The organism is Pseudomonas sp. Teo4 (assembly GCF_034387475.1).
Classification (GTDB): domain Bacteria; phylum Pseudomonadota; class Gammaproteobacteria; order Pseudomonadales; family Pseudomonadaceae; genus Aquipseudomonas.
The window spans coordinates 2,892,082-2,911,033 of sequence record NZ_JAXCIL010000001.1; the positions used below are offsets into that span (position 1 = coordinate 2,892,082).

The window sequence follows — 18,952 nt, forward strand, 5'->3', positions numbered from 1 at the left end:
GCTCGGTTTGGCTGTTCACGTTTTCCAATCACTGGGCTGCAAGTGCAAAGGTCAGGCGAACCCGGGTTCCCTCGTTTTGTGTACTGTGGACATCTACCTGCCCACCGAAGCGCTCCATAATGCGTTTGACCATCACCAACCCAACGCCCAAACCACCCTGCTTGGTCGTTGTGAATGGCTGAAAGAGCCTTTTGCGCTGTGATTCCGACATCCCGCTACCGGTGTCGGCGATCGCGATGGTCAGTTTCGGCTCGCAGCTATGCCTAAGCACTTCAACAGTCAGAAGGCCTCCTTTTGGCATGGCCTCCAGCGCGTTGGAAAACAGGCTGTTCAGAACCTGCATAAGTAGCAGACGCTGGCTCAGAACCGCAGGCTGGTCATGGGCTGATACAAGATCAATTTCAACGCCGCTACTCTGGATTTGCGACTGGAAAGAAGCCAGGCATTCTTCCACCACGGCCAGCGCATCGACGTTCTCGCTAGCTCCAGCGGATGGCCCGGAGGTCACAAGGAGGTCGCGGACCCATTGCGACATGCGATCAACCTGGTTGATCACGTCATTCAGGTTGCGCTGCAGCCCATCGGGTGCCAATGCCTGCATCAGCTCTGCACTCGATCGAATACTCGCCAAGGGGTTACGCAGGCTGTGTGCAACAGCGGAAGACATCTCGCCCATCGCGACTAACGTTTCATTTTCGATGATCTGCTTCTGCTGGGCGATGAGCAGGCCTGCCGCTTTACGCACAACCCGGTACAACGCCAGGTAGATCAACGCGCCCCCAATCGAGGTGGCCAGCCACATCAACAAGTAGCCGCGCTGCGTTCTGGCGATCAGATCCGAAGGTTCCTTGTAGATCTCGATCAAGGCAATCGCTTCGCCAGAGGCGTTGAGCATGGGAATGTAGTTTTCAATGAACAACCCCTGAGGAGGCCTTGGGAAATTCTGCTCCTCTCTTTCAGGCACCGCACTGTGATAGGTCGCGAACACGCGCTTTCTGGTTGCGAAAGACCGGGCCAGTTCCTCGTCATCCCATATTTGCATGCCGACCAGCGCCGGATTGCTTGACCAGATCACAACATTGTCAGGGGCGTAGATATTGATCAGTAGCGAATCAGGCTGCTTCGAAATGTTTTCGATGTGTGCCAGAAACTCTTGTCGGGCAGTTTGTCGCCGAGTGCGCTCTTGATTCGACAGCACGATATCGGCACGTGGGTCCAACACCTCCCCCATCTGGCGATTCGGCAGGTAATGCTTGCTCAACTCGCTCGAAGCCAGCGACTGAATGAACTGAGCCGTAAGCGCTGCATCGCGCTGGATGCTCTCATCCACAACGAAGCGCGAAGCAATGAAACCCAGGCCCAATGCAACCAGCGTGATGATCAGGACGCTCACGATGGAAAACCAACGCAGCAAATCGAACTGCATTAAGCGCGCGGCTGCATCCCTTCCGATGACAAAGTCCCGTAACCGCATGCGAGGCCGTCTCCCAGGCTTTCTGACATGTGCATTAGGGGTTATAGCTCACCCTGCTCCGCGTACCGGTCACGCGTGAAGCAATTACCGAGTTGGCTGATCAGCGGGATGCAACGGGTCAGTTTAATAACCATGAGTGGCAAGTTTCCGAAAATCGAAAGTAGGTAAAGCTGGCACCCACACAGTCAGCATGGGCGCCGGCTGCGGTTTACTTCTTGACGTTCAGGTAGTCGCCTGAGGTCTGCAGCGCGATGGTCACGTTGCCCGAAGTGCGGTTACGCCAGAACCAGCCGTGGGTGCCATCGAACAGTGCGGTAAGCTCGCCGCTATCGCCTTTCACCTGACGACCCTTGCTGTAACTGTGGAAATCGCCTTGCGCAGCGTTGTAGGTCTCACCGTGAGTATCGTGGTTGACCGGGGCGGAAGCAGTCCATTGGTACGAAACCACGCTGCCCTTGAGCATCTCCAGCTTGATCTCACGACCCTCGCCAGGTTTGAGAGTCAATGTAACCTCGTCAGACTTCGCCGCAGACTTTTGAGCGGCTGGCTGAGCGGGCTGCACCGCTGCAAGCTACTGAACAGGAGCTGGAGCTTGAACTGGTGCGGGAGCGGGAGCAGGAGCCGCTGGCGCTTTCGCTTGGCGCGCAGCCAACTCGTCAGCCAGAGCCTCCTGAGCCAACGTTATCTTGATCTCTCCCATTTGGGTCAGCCCCATGGCACGACCGACGCCGGTCGGATCCACCGCATATTCCGAAGGCATCACAACGGTAACGAGCAGCCCCATGGCAACGGCCAAGGCGATCACAGTGGAACGGACGAGTTGGCGGCTGGACGGCAGTTCACTTGCCGAAGGAAGTGGAGAATTGAACATGGTCGAAGGTCCTTAAGCAGAGATAAACAGGCCGGTAATCTGGTAACCCATCAAGAGGAAACCGGCGCTCATCATGGCAACGTTGGCGGTATAGGCATGGCGCCAGAAGCTTGGAGTGCGGCGCCAGAACCCCATCAGAATAAGGATTGCGCTCAACGCCAAAAGCTGGCCGATTTCGACGCCTACGTTGAAGGCGATCAGGTTGGGGATCAGGCCATCCGCCGAAATCTCGTACTCCTGGATCTTGGTGGCCAGGCCAAAACCGTGCAGAAGGCCGAAGATCAAGGTCGCGGCTTTGGTATCAGGCTGATAGCCAAACCAGCGCTTGAAGGCACCCAGGTTGTCCAGAGCCTTGTAGACCACCGAAAAGCCGATGATCGCGTCGATGATGTAAGAGCTGATGCTGATCTCGCTCAGCACCCCAAACAGCAGGGTCACCGAATGGCCAACGGCAAACAGCGTGACGTACAGACCGACGTCCTTCAGGCGATAGAGGAAGAAGATGACGCCAAAAAGGAACAGCAGGTGGTCGTAGCCCGTCATCATGTGCTTGGCGCCCATATAGATGAACGGGATCAACATGACCCCTGTGCTTTCTTGAATGAAGCCCTTGTCACCCTCTGCTACAGCATGGGCCAGAGCTTCTGGCATGCCGATGAACAGCGAGAAAACCAACAGGAACAGCAGGAACAATGGGGGGCGTGAACGCGTGGCGAACAATCCCCCACCCGTTATCGAGTGCAGATGCATGGATCAATCCTTTCTTGCAATGATCGTGAGCCGCGAAGCGGCTGATGTCAGCAGGCAAGTACAGGACGGGGTGGGCGCTCGATGCGGAAGATAGGCGGACGAGGCACTGAGTCGCTGGGCAGACCCATGCGAACCGAGGGCTCGAAAGTGGAGAAAAGCTGGACGCAGGACGTGAGTTGCGGCGTCTCATGCTGATGGTCAGGGGTCAGCGGCGAGTGATAGTGGTCTGCGCAGTGGGCGCAGCTCCAGGTGGACTCACCGTGGTGGTGCCCATGCTGGACTGCTTGCTCGCTGTACACCGGGTTCTGCGTCGGCACTGAAAGCGAATAGGCGTGACCTGTCCAAGCCAGCAGAAAGGCTATAGCCAGAAACACAGTCATGGTCGCTGAAAGTAGACGGCGAGACATCCTGACGCCTTCGTAACGGATACGGACTAGCAGAAACGGGCACGTTTGACCTAACCCCCCTAGGGGGATAGCATGCAGCCTTATGTAAAGCCGTCCGAGACTCAAGCCATGACCGAGCCAGTCCATGAACATACCCATGGCCACACCCACACTCATCAGAGTCACGAAGCGATCATCAAACGCCTGAAACGTGCTGACGGCCATCTGCGCAGCATCATCACCATGATCGAAGATGGCCGCGAGTGCGTAGACATCGCCCAGCAGTTACATGCTGTCGAGAAGGCCGTTTGCCAAGCCAAGCGCACACTCATTCAGGACCATATCGATCACTGCCTGGAAGATTCGGTTACCGCCTTGAGCAACGGCGATCGATCCGCAATCGACGAATTCAAGCAGATCACCAAATACCTCTGAAGATCGTTAATCGCGTGTCCGTAAGGCGGTCACCATGAAGTTGGCCTTTGGCACACCGGAAAAGCCACGCAACGCTGAGCAAGACCTGATCAAATGGATCGCCCTGCTTACGATGGTTCTGGACCATATGCGTTTGGTATGGCCTGGTGCGCAGGACCTTTTCGTCCTGGGTAGGCTTTCGTTTCCCCTCTTCTGCCTGGCTATCGCAATCAACGTCGCACGCACCCCGCCGGGCGAACTCTTGACCCGAAGCAATGGCCGATATCTCGCACTGATGGTGCTGTTCGCTGCCATCTCGGAGGTACCGTACCGAATGATCAGTACCTCAGGTACATCTAACGTGCTGTTCACGCTGATCTTGGGATTGATGGTTGCCTGGGGAGTCCACCACCGGAGCGGGTCCAGCCTCTTGATGGCCGCGGTAGCACTTTGTTTCGCACATGTGTTCGCAGACCCACTGATGTATGGGTTTTACGGGGTATTGGTACCCGCAGCGTTAGTACTTGCGATCAAGCGTCCAGAGTGCTTCGCAATGGTCCCAGTTGTACTGTGCGTGATGGCCAATTCACGTACGGGACTTTTTTCGCAAGCCATCCACTTGGACCCCGCAGCCTTGGCCGCCCTCATACTCGCTGCTTTGGCGCCACTGCTCGGACTGATGATTCTGTGGTCGCGTATGCCGTTTAGGGTTCCGCCTGTGGCTCAATGGAGCTATTGGTTTTATCCAGGACACCTTGCAGCCTTGCTCGGTATCCGCTCGATGATGTGAACGCCGCAGGTGGTTTCTGATGTGGGGTGGATGCCTGTAGTCCACGTGCCTTCACGTTTGGAAGGTGCGCAAGCGCTAGCCTGAATGTTCCAAGAGGGTTCGCAGAAAGCCAGCACCCGAAGTGTGGGTTGAGGTATGGATCACAGTGGAGCAGACACAAAAAAGCCCTGATAAATCAGGGCTTTAATGAAGAATAGTGGCGGAAGCGTAGAGATTCGAACTCTAGGATAGTTGCCCATCGACGGTTTTCAAGACCGTTGCCTTAAACCACTCGGCCACGCTTCCAGCTTGTTTTGCGGCGGCCATAATACCGTAATGAAACACGCTGTCAAACTCTCTGTGTCGCGGGTTGCGGGAGCTCTGTTAGACTCCTTGCATCTGAATGTCTCAAAACCACAGGTTTACCAAGGAGTGTCGCCATGCGCGAACAGGATTATGCCGTACACCACGGCCAGCAGGTCGAGCAGCAGGAGATCAGCAAGGTCCTGCGCAACACGTACAGCCTGCTGGCCCTTACCCTCGCCTTCAGCGGCGTCATGGCCTTCGTTGCCCAGCAGATGCGCGTCGGTTACCCGAACGTGTTCGTCGTGCTGATCGGCTTCTACGGTCTGTTCTTCCTCACCGCCAAACTGCGTGACTCGGTCTGGGGCCTGGTTTCTACCTTCGCCCTCACCGGCTTCATGGGCTTCATCCTCGGCCCTATCCTCAACCGCTACCTGGGCATGAGTGGCGGCGCCGAAGTAGTCAGCTCGGCCTTCGCCATGACCGCACTGGTGTTCGGCGGCCTGTCGGCCTACGTGCTGATCTCCCGCAAGGACATGAGCTTCCTCAGCGGCTTCATCACCGCCGGCTTCTTTGTCCTGCTGGGTGCCGTAGTGGCCAGCTTCTTCTTCCAGATCAGCGGCCTGCAACTGGCGATCAGCGCTGGCTTCGTGCTGTTCTCGTCGGTCTGCATCCTGTTCCAGACCAGCGCCATCATCCACGGCGGCGAGCGCAACTACATCATGGCGACCATCAGCCTGTATGTATCGATCTACAACCTGTTCGTCAGCCTGCTGCAGCTGTTCGGCATCATGGGCCGTGATGACTGATCGGTCACAGCCGCATCTGACCCGCACATGAAAAAGCCCGCTTCGGCGGGCTTTTTCATGCCTGTTCGCCCTGGGCGGGCGATCCCTGTAGAATGCGCTCCTTTTTTCTTCCGGGGCAGCTTTCGCAATGAGCTCACACGAACACAGCCCAGGCGCGCCGGCGCCTGCCAATGAACTGGTGCTTGGTCTTGAGGACAAGCCACGGCTGTTGATCGGCCTGCTGGCAGCGCTGCAGCACCTGCTGGCGATCATCGTTCCCATCGTCACTCCGGGCCTGCTGATCTGCCAGGCCCTGGGCGTTTCCGCGCGGGACACCAACCTGATCGTGTCCATGTCGCTGGTGATTTCCGGCATTGCCACCTTCGTCCAGTGCAAGCGCTTCGGGCCGTTCGGCGCGGGGCTGCTGATCGTTCAGGGCACCAGCTTCAACTTCGTCGGCCCGCTGATTGCCGGTGGTGCGCTGATGGTCAAGCAAGGCACGCCGGTTGAAGGCGTGATGGCGGCGATCTTCGGCGTAGTGATTGCCGGCTCCTTCGTCGAGATGGGCGTGTCGCGCATCCTGCCGTTCATCAAGCGCCTGATCACCCCGCTGGTGACAGGCATCGTGGTGCTGATGATCGGCCTCACCCTGATCAAGGTCGGCCTGATCAGCATGGGCGGCGGCTTTACCGCCATGGCCAATGGCACCTTCGCCAATGGCGAAAACCTGCTGCTGTCGGGTGTGGTGCTGGCCATCATCGTGATCCTCAACCGCATCCCAGTGGTGTGGATGCGCAGCTGCGCCATCGTCATCGCCCTGGCCGTGGGCTATGCCCTGGCCGGCTACCTCGGCCGCCTGGACTTCACCGGCATGCATGAAGCCGCGCTGTTCCAGGTGCCGACACCGCTGCACTTCGGCCTGAGCTTCTCGTGGGCGCTGTTCATTCCGATGCTGGTGATCTACCTGGTGACTTCGCTGGAAGCCATCGGTGACGTCACCGCCACCAGCAAGGTCTCGCGCCAGCCGGTCGAAGGCCCTGTCTGGATGCAACGCATCAAAGGCGGTGTGCTGGTCAACGGTGCCAACTCGCTGCTGGCGGGGCTGTTCAACACCTTCCCGAGCTCGATCTTCGCCCAGAACAATGGCGTGATCCAGCTGACCGGCATCGCCAGCCGCCACATCGGTATCTGGATCGCCCTGATGCTGGTCGTACTGGGGCTGTTCCCAAGCGTCGCCGGGGTGATTCAAGCGGTGCCGGAGCCGGTGCTGGGTGGTGCGGCGATGGTCATGTTCGGCGCCGTGGCAGCCTCGGGCATCAACATTCTGGCCAGCACTCGCCTGGATCGTCGCGCCCTGCTGATCATTGCCGTGTCGCTGGCACTGGGCCTGGGCGTTGCCCAGGTGCCGGAATTCCTCGCACATATGCCGGCGGCACTGCGCAACGTGCTGGAGTCCGGCGTTGCCACCGGTGGTATCTGCGCCCTGGTGCTGAACTGGTTCCTGCCTGAGAGCAAGGAACACGCCTGATAGCAACAAGCGCCAGCAGGCGCATCGCGGCGGCGATGCATCTGCTGGCGGGCGAGCTCACTTCGCGCATGCCCGAATCGCGACAGTGAGTGTCTGTACGACGTGAGACAGGCAAAGGCCACCCTGGATAACCTCCTTTGGCAATGCCTTGTTACGGTCTTCCCTTGGCCGTAGTGTCTTAACTCGACAAAAGAAGTTCGCCCATGACGACTCCTGCCGCCACCTTGGCCAGCCCCACGGCCCACGTCGATCAACCCCAGGGTTTCCTGGTTCGTATCGTTGGCGCCGCCGCCTTCGCACACCTGCTCAACGACCTGATCCAGGCCGTCCTGCCGTCGATCTACCCGATGCTCAAAAGCGACTTTTCCCTGAGCTTCGCCCAGATCGGCTGGATCGCGCTGGTGTTCCAGGTTACCGCTTCGCTGCTGCAACCCTGGGTCGGCCTGTACACCGACAAGCACCCACAACCTTATCTGTTGCCGGGTGGCATGCTGATCACCCTGATCGGCATCGCCCTGCTGGCAACGGCGGGCAGCTATGAAATGCTGCTGGTCGCCTCTGCCGTGGTCGGCGTAGGCTCCGCCACCTTCCACCCCGAGGCCTCGCGGGTGGCGCGAATGGCATCCGGTGGGCGTTTCGGTACGGCGCAGTCGACTTTCCAGGTGGGTGGCAACACAGGCTCAGCCATCGGTCCGTTGCTCACGGCGGTGATCGTCATCCCCAACGGCCAGTCGGCTATTGCCTGGTTCATGGTGGCTGCGGCATTGGCCGTACTGGTGTTGTGGCGGGTCACCGGCTGGACCGTTCGCCATGGCCAGCAACGACTCAAAAGCATCAGCGGCCAGCAAGCACCCGCGCTGTCCAAGGCTGCCCTCTGGCGCGCCGTGGGGGTAATTTCGCTGCTGATGTTCGCCAAATTCGTCTACATCGCCTCGTTCACCAATTATTTCACCTTCTACCTCATCCAGCATTTTGGCCTGAGCGTGCAACAGAGTCAGCTGTACCTGTTCATCTTCCTCGCCGCTGTGGCGCTGGGCACCTTCGCCGGGGGGCCAGTGGGTGACCGTATCGGCCGCAAGGCGGTGATCTGGGTTTCCTTCCTTGGCGTGGCGCCGTTCGCCCTGGCCCTGCCCTATGCCAACCTCGCCTGGACCGCAGTCCTGGCGGTGGCCATCGGCCTGGTGATGTCCTCGGCGTTCGCCGCCCTGGTGGTGTACGCCCAGGAAGCGGTGCCCGGGCGGGTCGGCATGGTGTCCGGGGTGATGTTCGGCCTGATGTTCGGCATCAGCGGCATTGGTGCCGCAGGCCTGGGCGAGCTGGCCGACCGGCATGGCATCGAGTGGGTGTACCAGGCGATCTCGTTCCTGCCCCTGCTGGGCCTGGCGACGGCATTGCTGCCGGCAACCCGCTCGAAAGCCCGCCCGGCCAGCTGCTATTAAGATGGCCAGGCCAAAATCGGGATGGGGCGCAAAGTGGCATCGATGAAGCCGATGGATGAAATGCTGGTGGAGGTCGACGAGTGGACCTGGGAGGTGGGCAGCCGCGCCACGGACTACCCGCCGGACTGGTTCATCGCCCCCCACTCGCATGCCAAGCATCAGCTGATCTATGCCATCAAGGGCCTGATGATCGTGCAGTCGCAGTCAGAGCGCTGGACCGTTCCGCCCAGCCGTGGGGTGTGGATGCCCTGCGGCCAGGAGCACGCAATCCGCTGCGTGGGCGATGTGAAGATGCGCAGCGTGTTCGTGTGCCCGGACGCTGCGGCGAACCTGCCATCACAGAGCAAGGCGATCAGCATCTCGCCGTTGCTCAGCGAACTGATCAAGGCCTCGGTGGACTTCACCGGCCCTTACGCCGAGGACTCCCGCGAGTCGCGGATCATGCGCCTGATCCTCGACGAGATCTGCGTACTGCCGACCCTGCCGCTGAAACTGCAACAGCCCGGCGACAAGCGCCTGCAAGTCATCTGTGCGGCCTTGCACGAGCGCCCCGAAGACAACTCGACGGTGGCCGACTGGGGCACGCATCTTGGGGTTGATGAAAAAACCATCCAGCGCCTGTTCCGCAAGGAAACCGGCATGACCTTCGGCCAGTGGCGCCAGCAAGCGCGGCTGATGCAGGCCCTGGAGCGAATCGCCCTGGGCGAGCGGATCATCGATGTGGCCGGGACGCTCGGCTATGACAGCCCGAGCGCCTTCGCCAGCATGTTCAAGCGCCAGTTCGGCACCACGCCCAGTCAGTTCTTCAAGTGAGCCGCCCCCGGCTCGAACAGGGTCACCGCACGGGCATCCACAGGCTTTGGCAGCAGCCCTTCGCGGTAGAACGCATCGGCAATGCGCTGTTGTTCGGCCAGGTTGTCGAGTTTCACCGGTTGCACGTCGTAACTGCGTCGGGCATTGGCCTGCTGCACCGTGGCGCTGTCCAGGTTGCCCCACAGCGGCCCCAGCACCCGCGCTGCGGCGGCCGGGTTGGCTTTGGTCCAGCTGCCGATATCTCGTAGCGCCTGGTACACCTGCTCCAGCACTTGCGGGTGGGCCTTGGCGTAGTCGCTGCCCGCCAGGTAGTAACGCTGGTAGCTGGCCAGATCGTTGCCATCGGCCAGAATGCGCGCATTTTGCTGACGCTGGGCACTGGCTACGTACGGGTCCCAGGTGACCCAGGCATCGACCTTGCCGTTTTCGAAGGCGGCGCGCCCGTCGGCGGGAATCAGGTAGGCCGGGCTGATGTCCTTGAAGCTTAGGCCCGCTTTGGCCAACGCCTGGATCAACAGGTAATGGCTACCGGCGGCCTTGGTCACGGCCACGCGCTTGCCCTTGAGGTCGGCCAGGGTCTTGAGCGGCGAGTCTGCCGGCACCAAAATCGCCTGGGCCGACGGTGACGGCGCCTCGCGGGCGAAGTAAGTGAGCTGCGCACCGGCGGCCTGGGTGAACACCGGCACGGTGTCGGCCACATCCGCCGACAGGTCGACATTACCCAGGTTCAGCGCTTCCAGCAGCGGCAGGCCGCTGGGGAACTCATGCCAGCTCACGCGGATTCCCTCAGCCTGCAGGCGCTGTTCCAGGGTGCCGCGTGCCTTGAGCAGGGTCAGCAGGGTCGAGGACTTCTGGTAGCCGATACGCAAGGTCTGCTCGGCGCTGGCCAGGGACGGCAGCGTGGCGCCGATCAGCAAGCCCAGCGCGAGGTGGCGCAGGCGTTTGAAATGAAGCATGGCGGTTCTCCGGGGTCAGTGTTGGGCGGTCAGCGGGTCGGCAGCGGGCACGCTGAAGCCCTTGGCGAAGGTCGGCGCCACATCCAGGCGCTCGCTCATCAGGCCATGGGCCTGGTAGAAGTCGGCGGTTTCCTGCTGCTCGGCGATGGTCTTGGCATCGATCACCTGCCAGCGCAGTTGGCGACGCTCGAATTGCAGCCGCGCTGCCTCGACCGGGAAGCCGATGATGGCGGCTAGCGTCTTCGAATAGCTGTCCAGATGCTGGTTGGCCCATACCTGGGCGCCGGCCAGACGGGTGAGATAGTCCTGCAGTGCCGCGCGCCGAGCCGGGTCTTCAAGGGCCTGGTCGGTAGCGGCGAGGAAACTGTTGCCGCTGGATAGCCCGCGACCGTTGACCAGCACCCTGCCCTGCCCGCTCAGCTCGGCCAGTGCCGTGTAGGGTTCCCAGGTCGACCAGGCGTCTACCGAACCATTGGCCAGGGCGATCTTGGCATCGACAGGGCCGAGGAAGCGGAACTCAACGTCTTTTTCCGTCAGCCCGGCTTGGTCCAGCGCCTTGAGCGCCAGATGATGGCCGATGGAACCACGGCCGGTGGCGATGCGCTTGCCCTTGAGGTCGGCCGCGCTGTGCAGCGGTGCGTCCGGGCGCACCAGCAGCGCCGTGCCGTAAGGGTCGGACTTGTCCACGGCGATGGCCTTGACCGGAGCGCCCGAGGCCAACACGAACAGCAGCGGCGCATCGCCGATGATGCCGGCATCGATGGCCCCGGCATTCAACGCCTCGGCCAGCGGCGCGGCGGCGGGGAACTCGGCCCAGTGAATGTCATAGGGCACGTCGCGCAACGCGTCTGCCGCTTCCAGCTGGGCGCGCATGTTGCCTTTCTGGTCACCGATGCGCAGGGTCAAGCGCTCGGCGGCGATGGCCTGGGTGGCCAGCAGTGAGGCTACAAGCAAGGTCGATAAACGGCGACGGATGGACATCCTGTGCTCCTTCAAAGCGTTCCTGAAAAGGCCAGGTGGCATGCCACCTGAGGCCTGAACACTTTATCGGGCAGCTAAAAATTAATGAAATTGATTTTAGTGCTAACCTAATATGCAAAACGCAGGGTCATGTAACGGCATCGAGCCCTGCCAGGGCAAACCGCACCAGGTGCTCGGCCAGGGCCTCTTCGGACTGTTCGAACAGCCCCGATAGCGGTGTCGGGATGTCACGGCTGATGACCTGCAGCATCATGACCGGGGCGATGACACTGAACAGGCAGCGCAACAAGGCCGGGTCATCCACGGCAATGCCGGTGAGCTCACCCAGCAGGCTCAGGACCAGCCGCGACTTGGGCATCGCCTCTTCTGCAATCAACTCACTCACATAAGGCGATGGGGTCAGCAACTCGCGGCTCCACAACCGGGCTTGCCAGCGTTTGCCATTGATGACGTTGAGCGTCAGCGCCCTGATCAGGTCGACCAACCGCTCCCGCGCTGGCCGGTCGCTGCAGGCCAGCTGCTGCAACTGTTCCAGGCTGATGAGGTGTTGGTGCATTTCTTTGAGCACCGCACGGTAGAGGCCTTCGCGGCTGCCAAAGTGGTAGTTCACCGCTGCCAGGTTGCATTGCGCCAGGGCACAGATGGCTTTGCTGGTGGCCTCGGCGTAACCACGCTCGGCAATCAGCTGGCCTGCGGCGTCGAGTATGCGCTGGCGGGTAATGTCGCCATCCGGGCGGCGCCCGCGCGGTTTGCTGATGGGGGCTTGATCGCGGTTCATGCCAGGCACTCGCAGTGTTGTCTCAAGTCAAATTCTAATTTGAATTCTGTGACTATGCTTGCTCCATGTCAGTGATTGATCACAGGTCGTCATCATGCATAAAAAGCTCGTCATCGCCCTGTTGGCAGTAACGCTGGTGGGCTTTGGGGCGTGGTATTACCTGCACACCAAGGGCAACCAGGGCGGTGATCTGGTGCTTTATGGCAACGTCGATATCCGCCAGGTATCGCTGGCATTCACCGGCAGCGAGCGCATCGCCCAGATGCGTGTCGAGGAAGGCGATACCGTCAAGGCCGGCCAGGTACTGGCCACCCTCGACAGCCGCGCGCTGAAGCTGCAGATCGACCAGGCCAACGCCCAGATCGCCGCCCAGCAAGCCAACGTGCTGCGCTTGCGCAACGGTAGCCGCCCCGAGGACATCGACCGCGCCAGTGCCCAGGCCGCCGCCAGCAAGGCCCAGGTCGACCTTGCCGCCACCCAGTTGCGCCGCCTGCAAAGCATCCGTGCCAACAGCACCGGTGGACGTGCCGTGAGCCAACAAGATCTGGACAACGCCGCCGCGCAGCTGAAGGTACGCCAGGCCCAGTGGGAAGACAGCCAGAAGGCCTTGCGCCTGGCCAAAATCGGGCCGCGGGACGAGGACATCGCCCAGGCCGAGGCGCAGTTGCAGAGCGCCCGCGCACAACTGGCACTGCTGCAGCACAACCTCGATGAAACCGAACTGCGTGCGCCGCAGGATGCCACCGTGCGCTCGCGCATGCTCGAACCTGGCGACATGGCCTCGCCGCAGCGTGCGGTGTATGCCATGGCCATCACCTCGCCCAAGTGGGTGCGGGTGTACATCAATGAGCCGCAACTGGGCCATATCCGGCCGGGCCTGCGGGCCAGCGTCACCACCGACAGCCACCCGGACGACCCCGTACAGGGCCAGGTCGGGTTCATTTCCGACGTCGCCGAATTCACGCCCAAGGCCGTGCAAACCGAAGAACTGCGCACCGCGCTGGTGTATGAGGTGCGCGTCATCGTCGACGACAAGGACAACCGCCTGCGCTTGGGGATGCCAGCAACCGTGCGGTTCGCCCAGGCTGACCTGGCCAACGATGGGAAGGCCGAGTGATGGACCTGGTCATCGAGGCCAAGGCGGTCGCCAGGCAGTTCCTGATCAAGGCATCGGGGCAGACTGTCCAGGCCCTGCATGGCCTGGACCTGACCCTGCGCAAGGGCGCCCTGACCGCCCTGGTCGGCCCGGACGGCGCCGGCAAAACCACCTTTCTGCGCCTGGTCGCCGGGCTGTTGCAACCTGACAGCGGCGCGTTGAACGTCCTCGGTGTCGACGTCAAGGCGCACCCGCAGCAGGTCCAGGACCTGATCAGCTACATGCCGCAGCGCTTCGGGCTGTACGAAGACCTGAGCGTTCAGGAAAACCTGGACCTTTACGCCGACCTGCATGGCGTGAGCGCCAGCCAGCGTCGGCAGCGCTTCGAGCGGCTGCTGGCGATGACCGACCTCACGCGTTTCACCAAACGGCCGGCGGGCAAATTGTCTGGCGGCATGAAGCAGAAGCTCGGCCTGGCCTGCACCCTGGTGCGCTCGCCACAACTGCTGTTGCTGGATGAACCGACCGTGGGGGTCGACCCGCTTTCGCGTCGCGAACTGTGGGAAATCGTCCAGCAACTGGTGCAGGAAGAGAACCTCAGCGTATTGCTCAGCACCTCCTACATGGACGAAGCCGAACGCTGCTCGCAGGTGTACATGCTGCACCAGGGCCAACTGATGGCTCAAGGCATGCCACAGGACATCCGCTGCCACGCCGATGGCCTGTGCTATATCGCGACACCGCCTGCCGGGCAACCGGCGCGTACCCTGCAGGCACGCCTGCTGGGCAACCCCCACACCATCATCGACGCTGTGCCGCAGTCCGGTGAAGTGCGCTTCATGCGCCAGCCTGCCGCCGACGACCAAACGCTCGACACACTGCTCGAAGGCGCCCCCGTACGCCCGGTGGAGGCCCGCCTGGAAGACGGCTTCATGTTCCTGCTGCGCGCCCGCAGCGATGCCGAACACGTCGACATGGACACCCTCAAGGCCAGCACCCCAAGCGACAACCACGCCAGCGAACCCGCCATCGAGGTGAAGAACCTGGTGCGCACGTTCGGCGATTTTACCGCCGTGGCCAGTACCAGTTTCAGTGTGCGCCGGGGCGAAATCTTCGGCTTGCTGGGCCCCAATGGCGCCGGCAAGACCACCACCTTCCGCATGCTCTGCGGCCTGTTGCCCGCCTCGTCGGGCAGCCTGCAGGTGGCCGGCGTCAACCTGCGTCACGCCCGGGCGCAGGCACGCCGCCGGGTGGGCTACGTGTCGCAGAAGTTTTCCTTGTACGGCAATCTCTCGGTACGCGAGAACCTGGAGTTCTTCGGCGGCGCCTATGGCTTGCCCGGCAAGCAGTTGCAGCGGCGCATGGACGAAGTCTCTCGCCAGTTCGACCTGTCCGGGCACGAAAAAGACCCCAGCGGCCAGTTGCCCGGCGGCTTCAAGCAACGCCTGGCCATGGCCGTGGGGTTGCTCCACGAACCGGAGATCCTGTTCCTCGACGAACCCACCAGCGGCGCCGCCCCCCTCGCCCGCCGAGGCTTCTGGCAACGCATCACGGCACTGGCCGCCTCCGGCACCACGATCATCATCACCACCCACTTCATGGAAGAAGCCGAATACTGCGACCGCATCGTCATCCAGGATGCCGGCAAGCTCATCGCCATGGGCACGCCGCAGGAGGTCCGCGAGCAGGCCGGCGGCACCAACAGCGCGCTGAACATGGAACAGGCATTCATTGCCATCGTCGAGCAGGGGCGCCGACAACAACAGGCGTCACCGACATGAGCAGCGCCGCGTTCGGTGCCTTCTGGCGCAGGCTGGTGTCGCTGACCCGCAAGGAAGTGCGCCAGATGTGGCGTGACAAAAGCAACCTGCTGATCGGCATCGGCCTGCCCATCGCGCTGATCCTCATCTTCGGTTACGGCCTGTCGCTGGACGTGCGCCATAGCGTGGTCGCGGTGGTGCAGGATGACCCCGCGCCGCAAGCCCGTGACCTGCTGGCCAGCATCAGCCGCTCGGCCTATCTGGAACCGTTGCCCGTGCAATCCTTCGAGCAAGGGCGGCAATTGCTGGCCGCGCGAGAAGTGGATGCCCTGGTCCACCTGCCGGGCGATTTCAGCCGTCGCCTGCAAGATGGCAACGCCCAGGTGCTGGTGCTGGTGCAAGGCTCTGACGCAACCCGCGCCTCGGGTGTCAGCAACTACCTCAACCAGGCCCTGGCGTTGTGGGGCCAGAAGCAGGCCTCGCGCAACGCAGGGTTGCAAGCCGGCGGCGTGCAGATAGAACAACGCATGTGGTTCAACGCCGCCAACACCAGCACCTGGTACCTGGTGCCAGGGCTGATCGTGCTGATCATGACCCTGGTCGGCGCCTTTCTCACCGCGTTGGTGATGGCCCGCGAATGGGAACGCGGCACCCTCGAAGCGCTGTTCGTCACCCCCGTGCGCGCAGTGGAAATTCTCCTGGCCAAGATCATCCCCTGCTTCATCGTCGGCTTGATCGGCCTGGCCCTGTGTCTGCTGGCAGCGCGCTTTTTGTTCGATGTGCCGATGTATGGCTCGCTGTGGGCGTTGGTGATCTGCTCGATGCTTTACCTGTTCGTGGCCCTGGGAATTGGCCTGCTGATCTCGGCGGTCACCAAGAACCAGTTTCTGGCCAGCCAGATTTCCCTGCTCGCCAGCTTCCTGCCGGCGATGATGCTTTCAGGCTTCATCTTCGACCTGCGTAACGTGCCCACCGCCGTGCGCGTGGTGGGTGACCTGCTGCCGGCCACCTACTTCATGCAGATAGTGAAGTCGTTGTTCCTGGCCGGCGACTTCTGGCCGTTGATTTTGCGCAACAGCCTGATTCTCACCGGCTACGCCGTGGCCCTGCTGGGCCTGGCGCGCCTGGCCACGCGCAAGAGGCTCGACTGACATGGCCACCTTCATGGAACTGCTGCGCCGCCTGGCCAACCTGTGGCGCAAGGAACTGCTGGTGATCTTCAAGGACCCGGCAAACCGCATCGTGCTGATCGCTCCGGTGCTCATGCAGAGCCTGCTGTTCGGCTATGCCGTAACCTTCGACCTCAACAACGTGCCATACGCGCTGCTAGACCACAGCCACAGCGAATCGTCGCAGCGCCTGGCCAGCCGCCTGGACGGCAGCGGCATTTTCCACCGCGTGCAAACTTTGAACTCCAGCCGTGAAATCGCCGAGGTGATCGACGCGGAAGAAGCGTTGCTGGTGGTGCACATCCCGCCGGATTTCGAGGCCCGCCTCACCCGTGGCGAACCTGCACCGCTGCAAGTGATACTCGACGGCCGCAACTCGACTACCGCAGGTTCCGCCGCGGCGGGGCTTGCCAGCATCGTGAACGACTTCAACCACGAGCGTGGTCTGGCGCAGGCACCGATCAGCGTGGTGACCCGCGCCTGGTACAACCCCAACCTGGAAACCCGCTGGCCGCTGATTCCAGCGTTGATCGCTTCTCTGAGCATGCTGCAGACACTGCTGCTGACTGCGCTGTCAGTGGCACGCGAACGTGAGCAAGGCACTTTCGACCAATTGCTGGTCACGCCCTACTCGCCGATGGAAATCATGATCGGCAAAGCCATACCGCCCATTCTGATCGGCCTGGTGCAAGCCACGCTGGTGCTGTTGATGGCGCTGTTCTGGTTCCGCATTCCCATGGCCGGCTCGCTGCTCGACCTGTATGGCGGCCTGCTGGTGTTCATGGTGTCCAGCGTCGGCCTGGGCATGTCGATTTCGGCCGTGTCGCTGAACATGCAACAGGCCATGCTCTACACCTTCGTGCTGATCATGCCGATCATGCTGCTGTCGGGCCTGGCCACGCCGGTGCGCAACATGCCCGACGCCATGCAGCTGGCCACCTGGGTCAACCCGCTGCGTTTTGCCATCGACCTGATTCAACGCATTTATCTTGAAGGCGTCAGCCTGTTCGACGTGGCCCACGATCTTGTCCCCATGCTTGCCGTGGCGGCGGTGACCTTGCCGCTGTCGGCCTGGCTGTTCCGCAATCGACTCGCTTAACCGGAGGCTGCAATGTCGTCGCCGCTCAACGCCTTTTGCCTCACACCTTTACTGCTGGCCCTGGTGGCGTGCAGCGCGGTCGGGCCTGACTACCAGGCCCCGCAGCCCGCGGCTCCAACCGACTGGCGCGCAGCCCACAGCGGCGACCCCTCGCTCGTGGGCACGGCCCCGGCCACCCGAGTCATTACAGTGCAATGGTGGACCCAGTTCGCCGACCCGACCTTGAACGACCTGCAGCGCCGCGCCATCGCCGCCAGCCCCGACCTCACCAACGCCGCACTGCGCTTTGCCCAGGCCCGCATGCAACGGCAGATGGTCGCGGCCCAGCGTGGCGTGAACGTCGACGGCAGGGCCGATATTCAACGCCAGCGGCAAAGCGAGCGTGGCGCCAGCGCGAAGATGATCGACAGCTTCGCGCCGGGCAACAGTGACCAGCTGACCAAGGCCCTGGCCCAGCCCTTCACCCTGTATGAAGCTGGTTTCGATGCGTCCTGGGAGGTCGATTTCTGGGGCCGCGTGCGTCGCTCCATCGAGGCTGCCGATGCCCGTGTCGAGCAGCAGCAAGCGTTGCTGGAGAAGGCGCGGCTGGTGGTTGCCAGCGAAGTGGCACGCGGTTACTTCGAGCTGCGCCGGGTGCAGCAGTTGATCAACGTCACCCAGGAAGACCTGCGCGCCACCGAGGAGTCGCTCGAACTGGTGCAGGCCCGTGCCGACGGAGGCCTGGTCGACGACTTCGACCTGGTCCGCCAGCGTGCTCAACTGGAGCAACTGCGCGCCACCCTGCCGCAGCTGCAGGCGGCGCAGACCCAGGCGATCAACCAGCTTGGCGTGTTGGTCGGCGCGCAGCCGGGCGAGCTGCAGGCTCAATTGCTGGCACCTGTGACCAAGCCCTCGTCCTTGCCCGACCTGAGCCCTGGACTGCCCTCGGAAGTTGCGCGCAATCGCCCGGATATTCGCGCCGCCGAAGCCCAGCTGCACGCCGCGACAGCGAACATTGGGGTGGCAGTGGCCGAGCTGTACCCGAGCATTCGCCTGGGAGCCAGCTTCGGCTACTCATCCTTCGAAAGCGGCAAGTTCTCTGACTGGGGCAGCCGCCAGTGGGCGGTTGGGCCAAGCTTGAGCGTGCCGATTTTCGACAATGGCCGACGCCGCTCCCAGGTCACTCTGCGCAAGCTCGAACAACAGGAAGCTGCGGTCAGCTACCAACAGACCGTGCTCAAGGCCTGGCAGGAAGTGGATGACGCCCTCAGCAGCTACGGTGCCGAACGCCAGCGCAACGACCAGCTCAAGGCTCGCCTGGGCAGCGCCGGGCAAGCCTATGACATGGCCAAGGCGCGCTATGCCGGCGGGCTGACCGACTTTCTGGTGGAGCTGGATGCCCAGCGCAACTACCTGCAGGCGCGGCGTGACCTGGTAGACAGTGACAGCCAGCTTCGCCTCGACCTGGTTGCCTTGTACAAGGCCCTGGGCGGGGGGGGACCGCTGGGGACGCGATCCTTGGCGCGAGAATTGCCGCGATCATGAGACCGAGCGCCGCCCGCGCGGCGCATCGCGAGCAAGGCTCGCTCCTACGTTTGT

16 protein-coding genes, 1 tRNA gene and 1 pseudogene are annotated in these 18,952 nt (G+C 62.1%); 11 read left to right on the top strand and 7 right to left on the bottom strand.

Features of this window, described 5'->3' with window-relative positions; genetic code table 11:
* Positions 1 to 28: 28 nt before the first annotated feature.
* The 3 genes and pseudogenes from PspTeo4_RS13090 to PspTeo4_RS13100 form a co-directional block, all read right to left on the bottom strand.
* Positions 29 to 1,426, bottom strand: coding sequence for a sensor histidine kinase (locus PspTeo4_RS13090; protein WP_322364205.1), 1,398 nt, complete (start codon positions 1,424 to 1,426; stop codon positions 29 to 31).
* Between the two features lie 256 nt (positions 1,427 to 1,682).
* A pseudogene (locus tag PspTeo4_RS13095) lies at positions 1,683 to 2,345 on the bottom strand (hypothetical protein).
* A gap of 12 nt (positions 2,346 to 2,357) precedes the next feature.
* Positions 2,358 to 3,095 (bottom strand): HupE/UreJ family protein, encoded by a 738-nt coding sequence (locus PspTeo4_RS13100; protein ID WP_322364206.1) that lies wholly within the window; start codon positions 3,093 to 3,095, stop codon positions 2,358 to 2,360.
* A gap of 515 nt (positions 3,096 to 3,610) precedes the next feature.
* Here PspTeo4_RS13100 and PspTeo4_RS13105 point away from each other — a divergent pair.
* Positions 3,611 to 3,916 (top strand): metal-sensing transcriptional repressor, encoded by a 306-nt coding sequence (locus tag PspTeo4_RS13105; RefSeq protein ID WP_322364859.1) that lies wholly within the window; start codon positions 3,611 to 3,613, stop codon positions 3,914 to 3,916.
* Between the two features lie 34 nt (positions 3,917 to 3,950).
* Positions 3,951 to 4,685 (top strand): TraX family protein, encoded by a 735-nt coding sequence (locus PspTeo4_RS13110; protein ID WP_322364207.1) that lies wholly within the window; start codon positions 3,951 to 3,953, stop codon positions 4,683 to 4,685.
* A 197-nt stretch (positions 4,686 to 4,882) separates the two neighbouring features.
* Here the strand turns inward: PspTeo4_RS13110 and PspTeo4_RS13115 are convergent.
* A tRNA-Ser gene (locus PspTeo4_RS13115) sits at positions 4,883 to 4,970 on the bottom strand.
* A 134-nt stretch (positions 4,971 to 5,104) separates the two neighbouring features.
* Here PspTeo4_RS13115 and PspTeo4_RS13120 point away from each other — a divergent pair.
* From PspTeo4_RS13120 to PspTeo4_RS13135, 4 genes are all read left to right on the top strand, one after another.
* Positions 5,105 to 5,776, top strand: coding sequence for a Bax inhibitor-1/YccA family protein (locus PspTeo4_RS13120; RefSeq protein ID WP_322364208.1), 672 nt, complete (start codon positions 5,105 to 5,107; stop codon positions 5,774 to 5,776).
* 127 nt (positions 5,777 to 5,903) lie between these two features.
* Entirely contained in the window at positions 5,904 to 7,283 is a 1,380-nt protein-coding gene (locus PspTeo4_RS13125; RefSeq protein WP_322364210.1) for a uracil-xanthine permease family protein, read from the top strand.
* Between the two features lie 203 nt (positions 7,284 to 7,486).
* Positions 7,487 to 8,722 carry an MFS transporter gene (locus PspTeo4_RS13130; protein ID WP_322364211.1) on the top strand — a complete coding sequence of 412 codons (1,236 nt, stop codon included), beginning with the start codon at positions 7,487 to 7,489 and terminating at the stop codon, positions 8,720 to 8,722.
* A 42-nt stretch (positions 8,723 to 8,764) separates the two neighbouring features.
* Positions 8,765 to 9,535, top strand: coding sequence for a helix-turn-helix transcriptional regulator (locus PspTeo4_RS13135; RefSeq protein ID WP_322364213.1), 771 nt, complete (start codon positions 8,765 to 8,767; stop codon positions 9,533 to 9,535).
* On the opposite strand, the gene PspTeo4_RS13140 is transcribed toward PspTeo4_RS13135, so the two are convergent.
* The 3 genes from PspTeo4_RS13140 to PspTeo4_RS13150 all read right to left on the bottom strand — a co-directional run bounded on the left by PspTeo4_RS13140 (position 9,520) and on the right by PspTeo4_RS13150 (position 12,250).
* Positions 9,520 to 10,491, bottom strand: a complete 972-nt coding sequence (locus PspTeo4_RS13140; RefSeq protein WP_322364215.1) for an aliphatic sulfonate ABC transporter substrate-binding protein — start codon at positions 10,489 to 10,491, stop codon at positions 9,520 to 9,522. The genes PspTeo4_RS13135 and PspTeo4_RS13140 overlap by 16 nt on opposite strands.
* Before the next feature lie 15 nt (positions 10,492 to 10,506).
* Positions 10,507 to 11,472, bottom strand: a complete 966-nt coding sequence (locus PspTeo4_RS13145; protein ID WP_416196924.1) for an ABC transporter substrate-binding protein — start codon at positions 11,470 to 11,472, stop codon at positions 10,507 to 10,509.
* 127 nt (positions 11,473 to 11,599) lie between these two features.
* Positions 11,600 to 12,250, bottom strand: coding sequence for a TetR/AcrR family transcriptional regulator (locus tag PspTeo4_RS13150; RefSeq protein WP_322364216.1), 651 nt, complete (start codon positions 12,248 to 12,250; stop codon positions 11,600 to 11,602).
* Between the two features lie 94 nt (positions 12,251 to 12,344).
* On the opposite strand from PspTeo4_RS13150, the gene PspTeo4_RS13155 reads away from it, so the two are divergent.
* Genes PspTeo4_RS13155 through PspTeo4_RS13175 form a run of 5 tightly spaced genes read left to right on the top strand, consistent with a single transcriptional unit; the run spans position 12,345 to position 18,898 of the window.
* Positions 12,345 to 13,367 (top strand): efflux RND transporter periplasmic adaptor subunit, encoded by a 1,023-nt coding sequence (locus tag PspTeo4_RS13155; protein WP_322364217.1) that lies wholly within the window; start codon positions 12,345 to 12,347, stop codon positions 13,365 to 13,367.
* Entirely contained in the window at positions 13,367 to 15,127 is a 1,761-nt protein-coding gene (locus tag PspTeo4_RS13160; protein ID WP_322364218.1) for an ATP-binding cassette domain-containing protein, read from the top strand. Before PspTeo4_RS13155 ends, PspTeo4_RS13160 begins: the two co-directional genes overlap by 1 nt.
* Positions 15,124 to 16,257: an ABC transporter permease gene (locus tag PspTeo4_RS13165; RefSeq protein WP_322364219.1), complete on the top strand. Its 1,134-nt coding sequence runs from the start codon at positions 15,124 to 15,126 to the stop codon at positions 16,255 to 16,257. Before PspTeo4_RS13160 ends, PspTeo4_RS13165 begins: the two co-directional genes overlap by 4 nt.
* Before the next feature lies 1 nt (position 16,258).
* Positions 16,259 to 17,374: an ABC transporter permease gene (locus PspTeo4_RS13170; protein ID WP_322364220.1), complete on the top strand. Its 1,116-nt coding sequence runs from the start codon at positions 16,259 to 16,261 to the stop codon at positions 17,372 to 17,374.
* Between the two features lie 12 nt (positions 17,375 to 17,386).
* The gene (locus tag PspTeo4_RS13175; RefSeq protein WP_322364221.1) at positions 17,387 to 18,898 is read left to right on the top strand and encodes an efflux transporter outer membrane subunit; all 1,512 of its coding nucleotides are present in this window, start codon (positions 17,387 to 17,389) and stop codon (positions 18,896 to 18,898) included.
* Positions 18,899 to 18,952 lie beyond the last annotated feature (54 nt).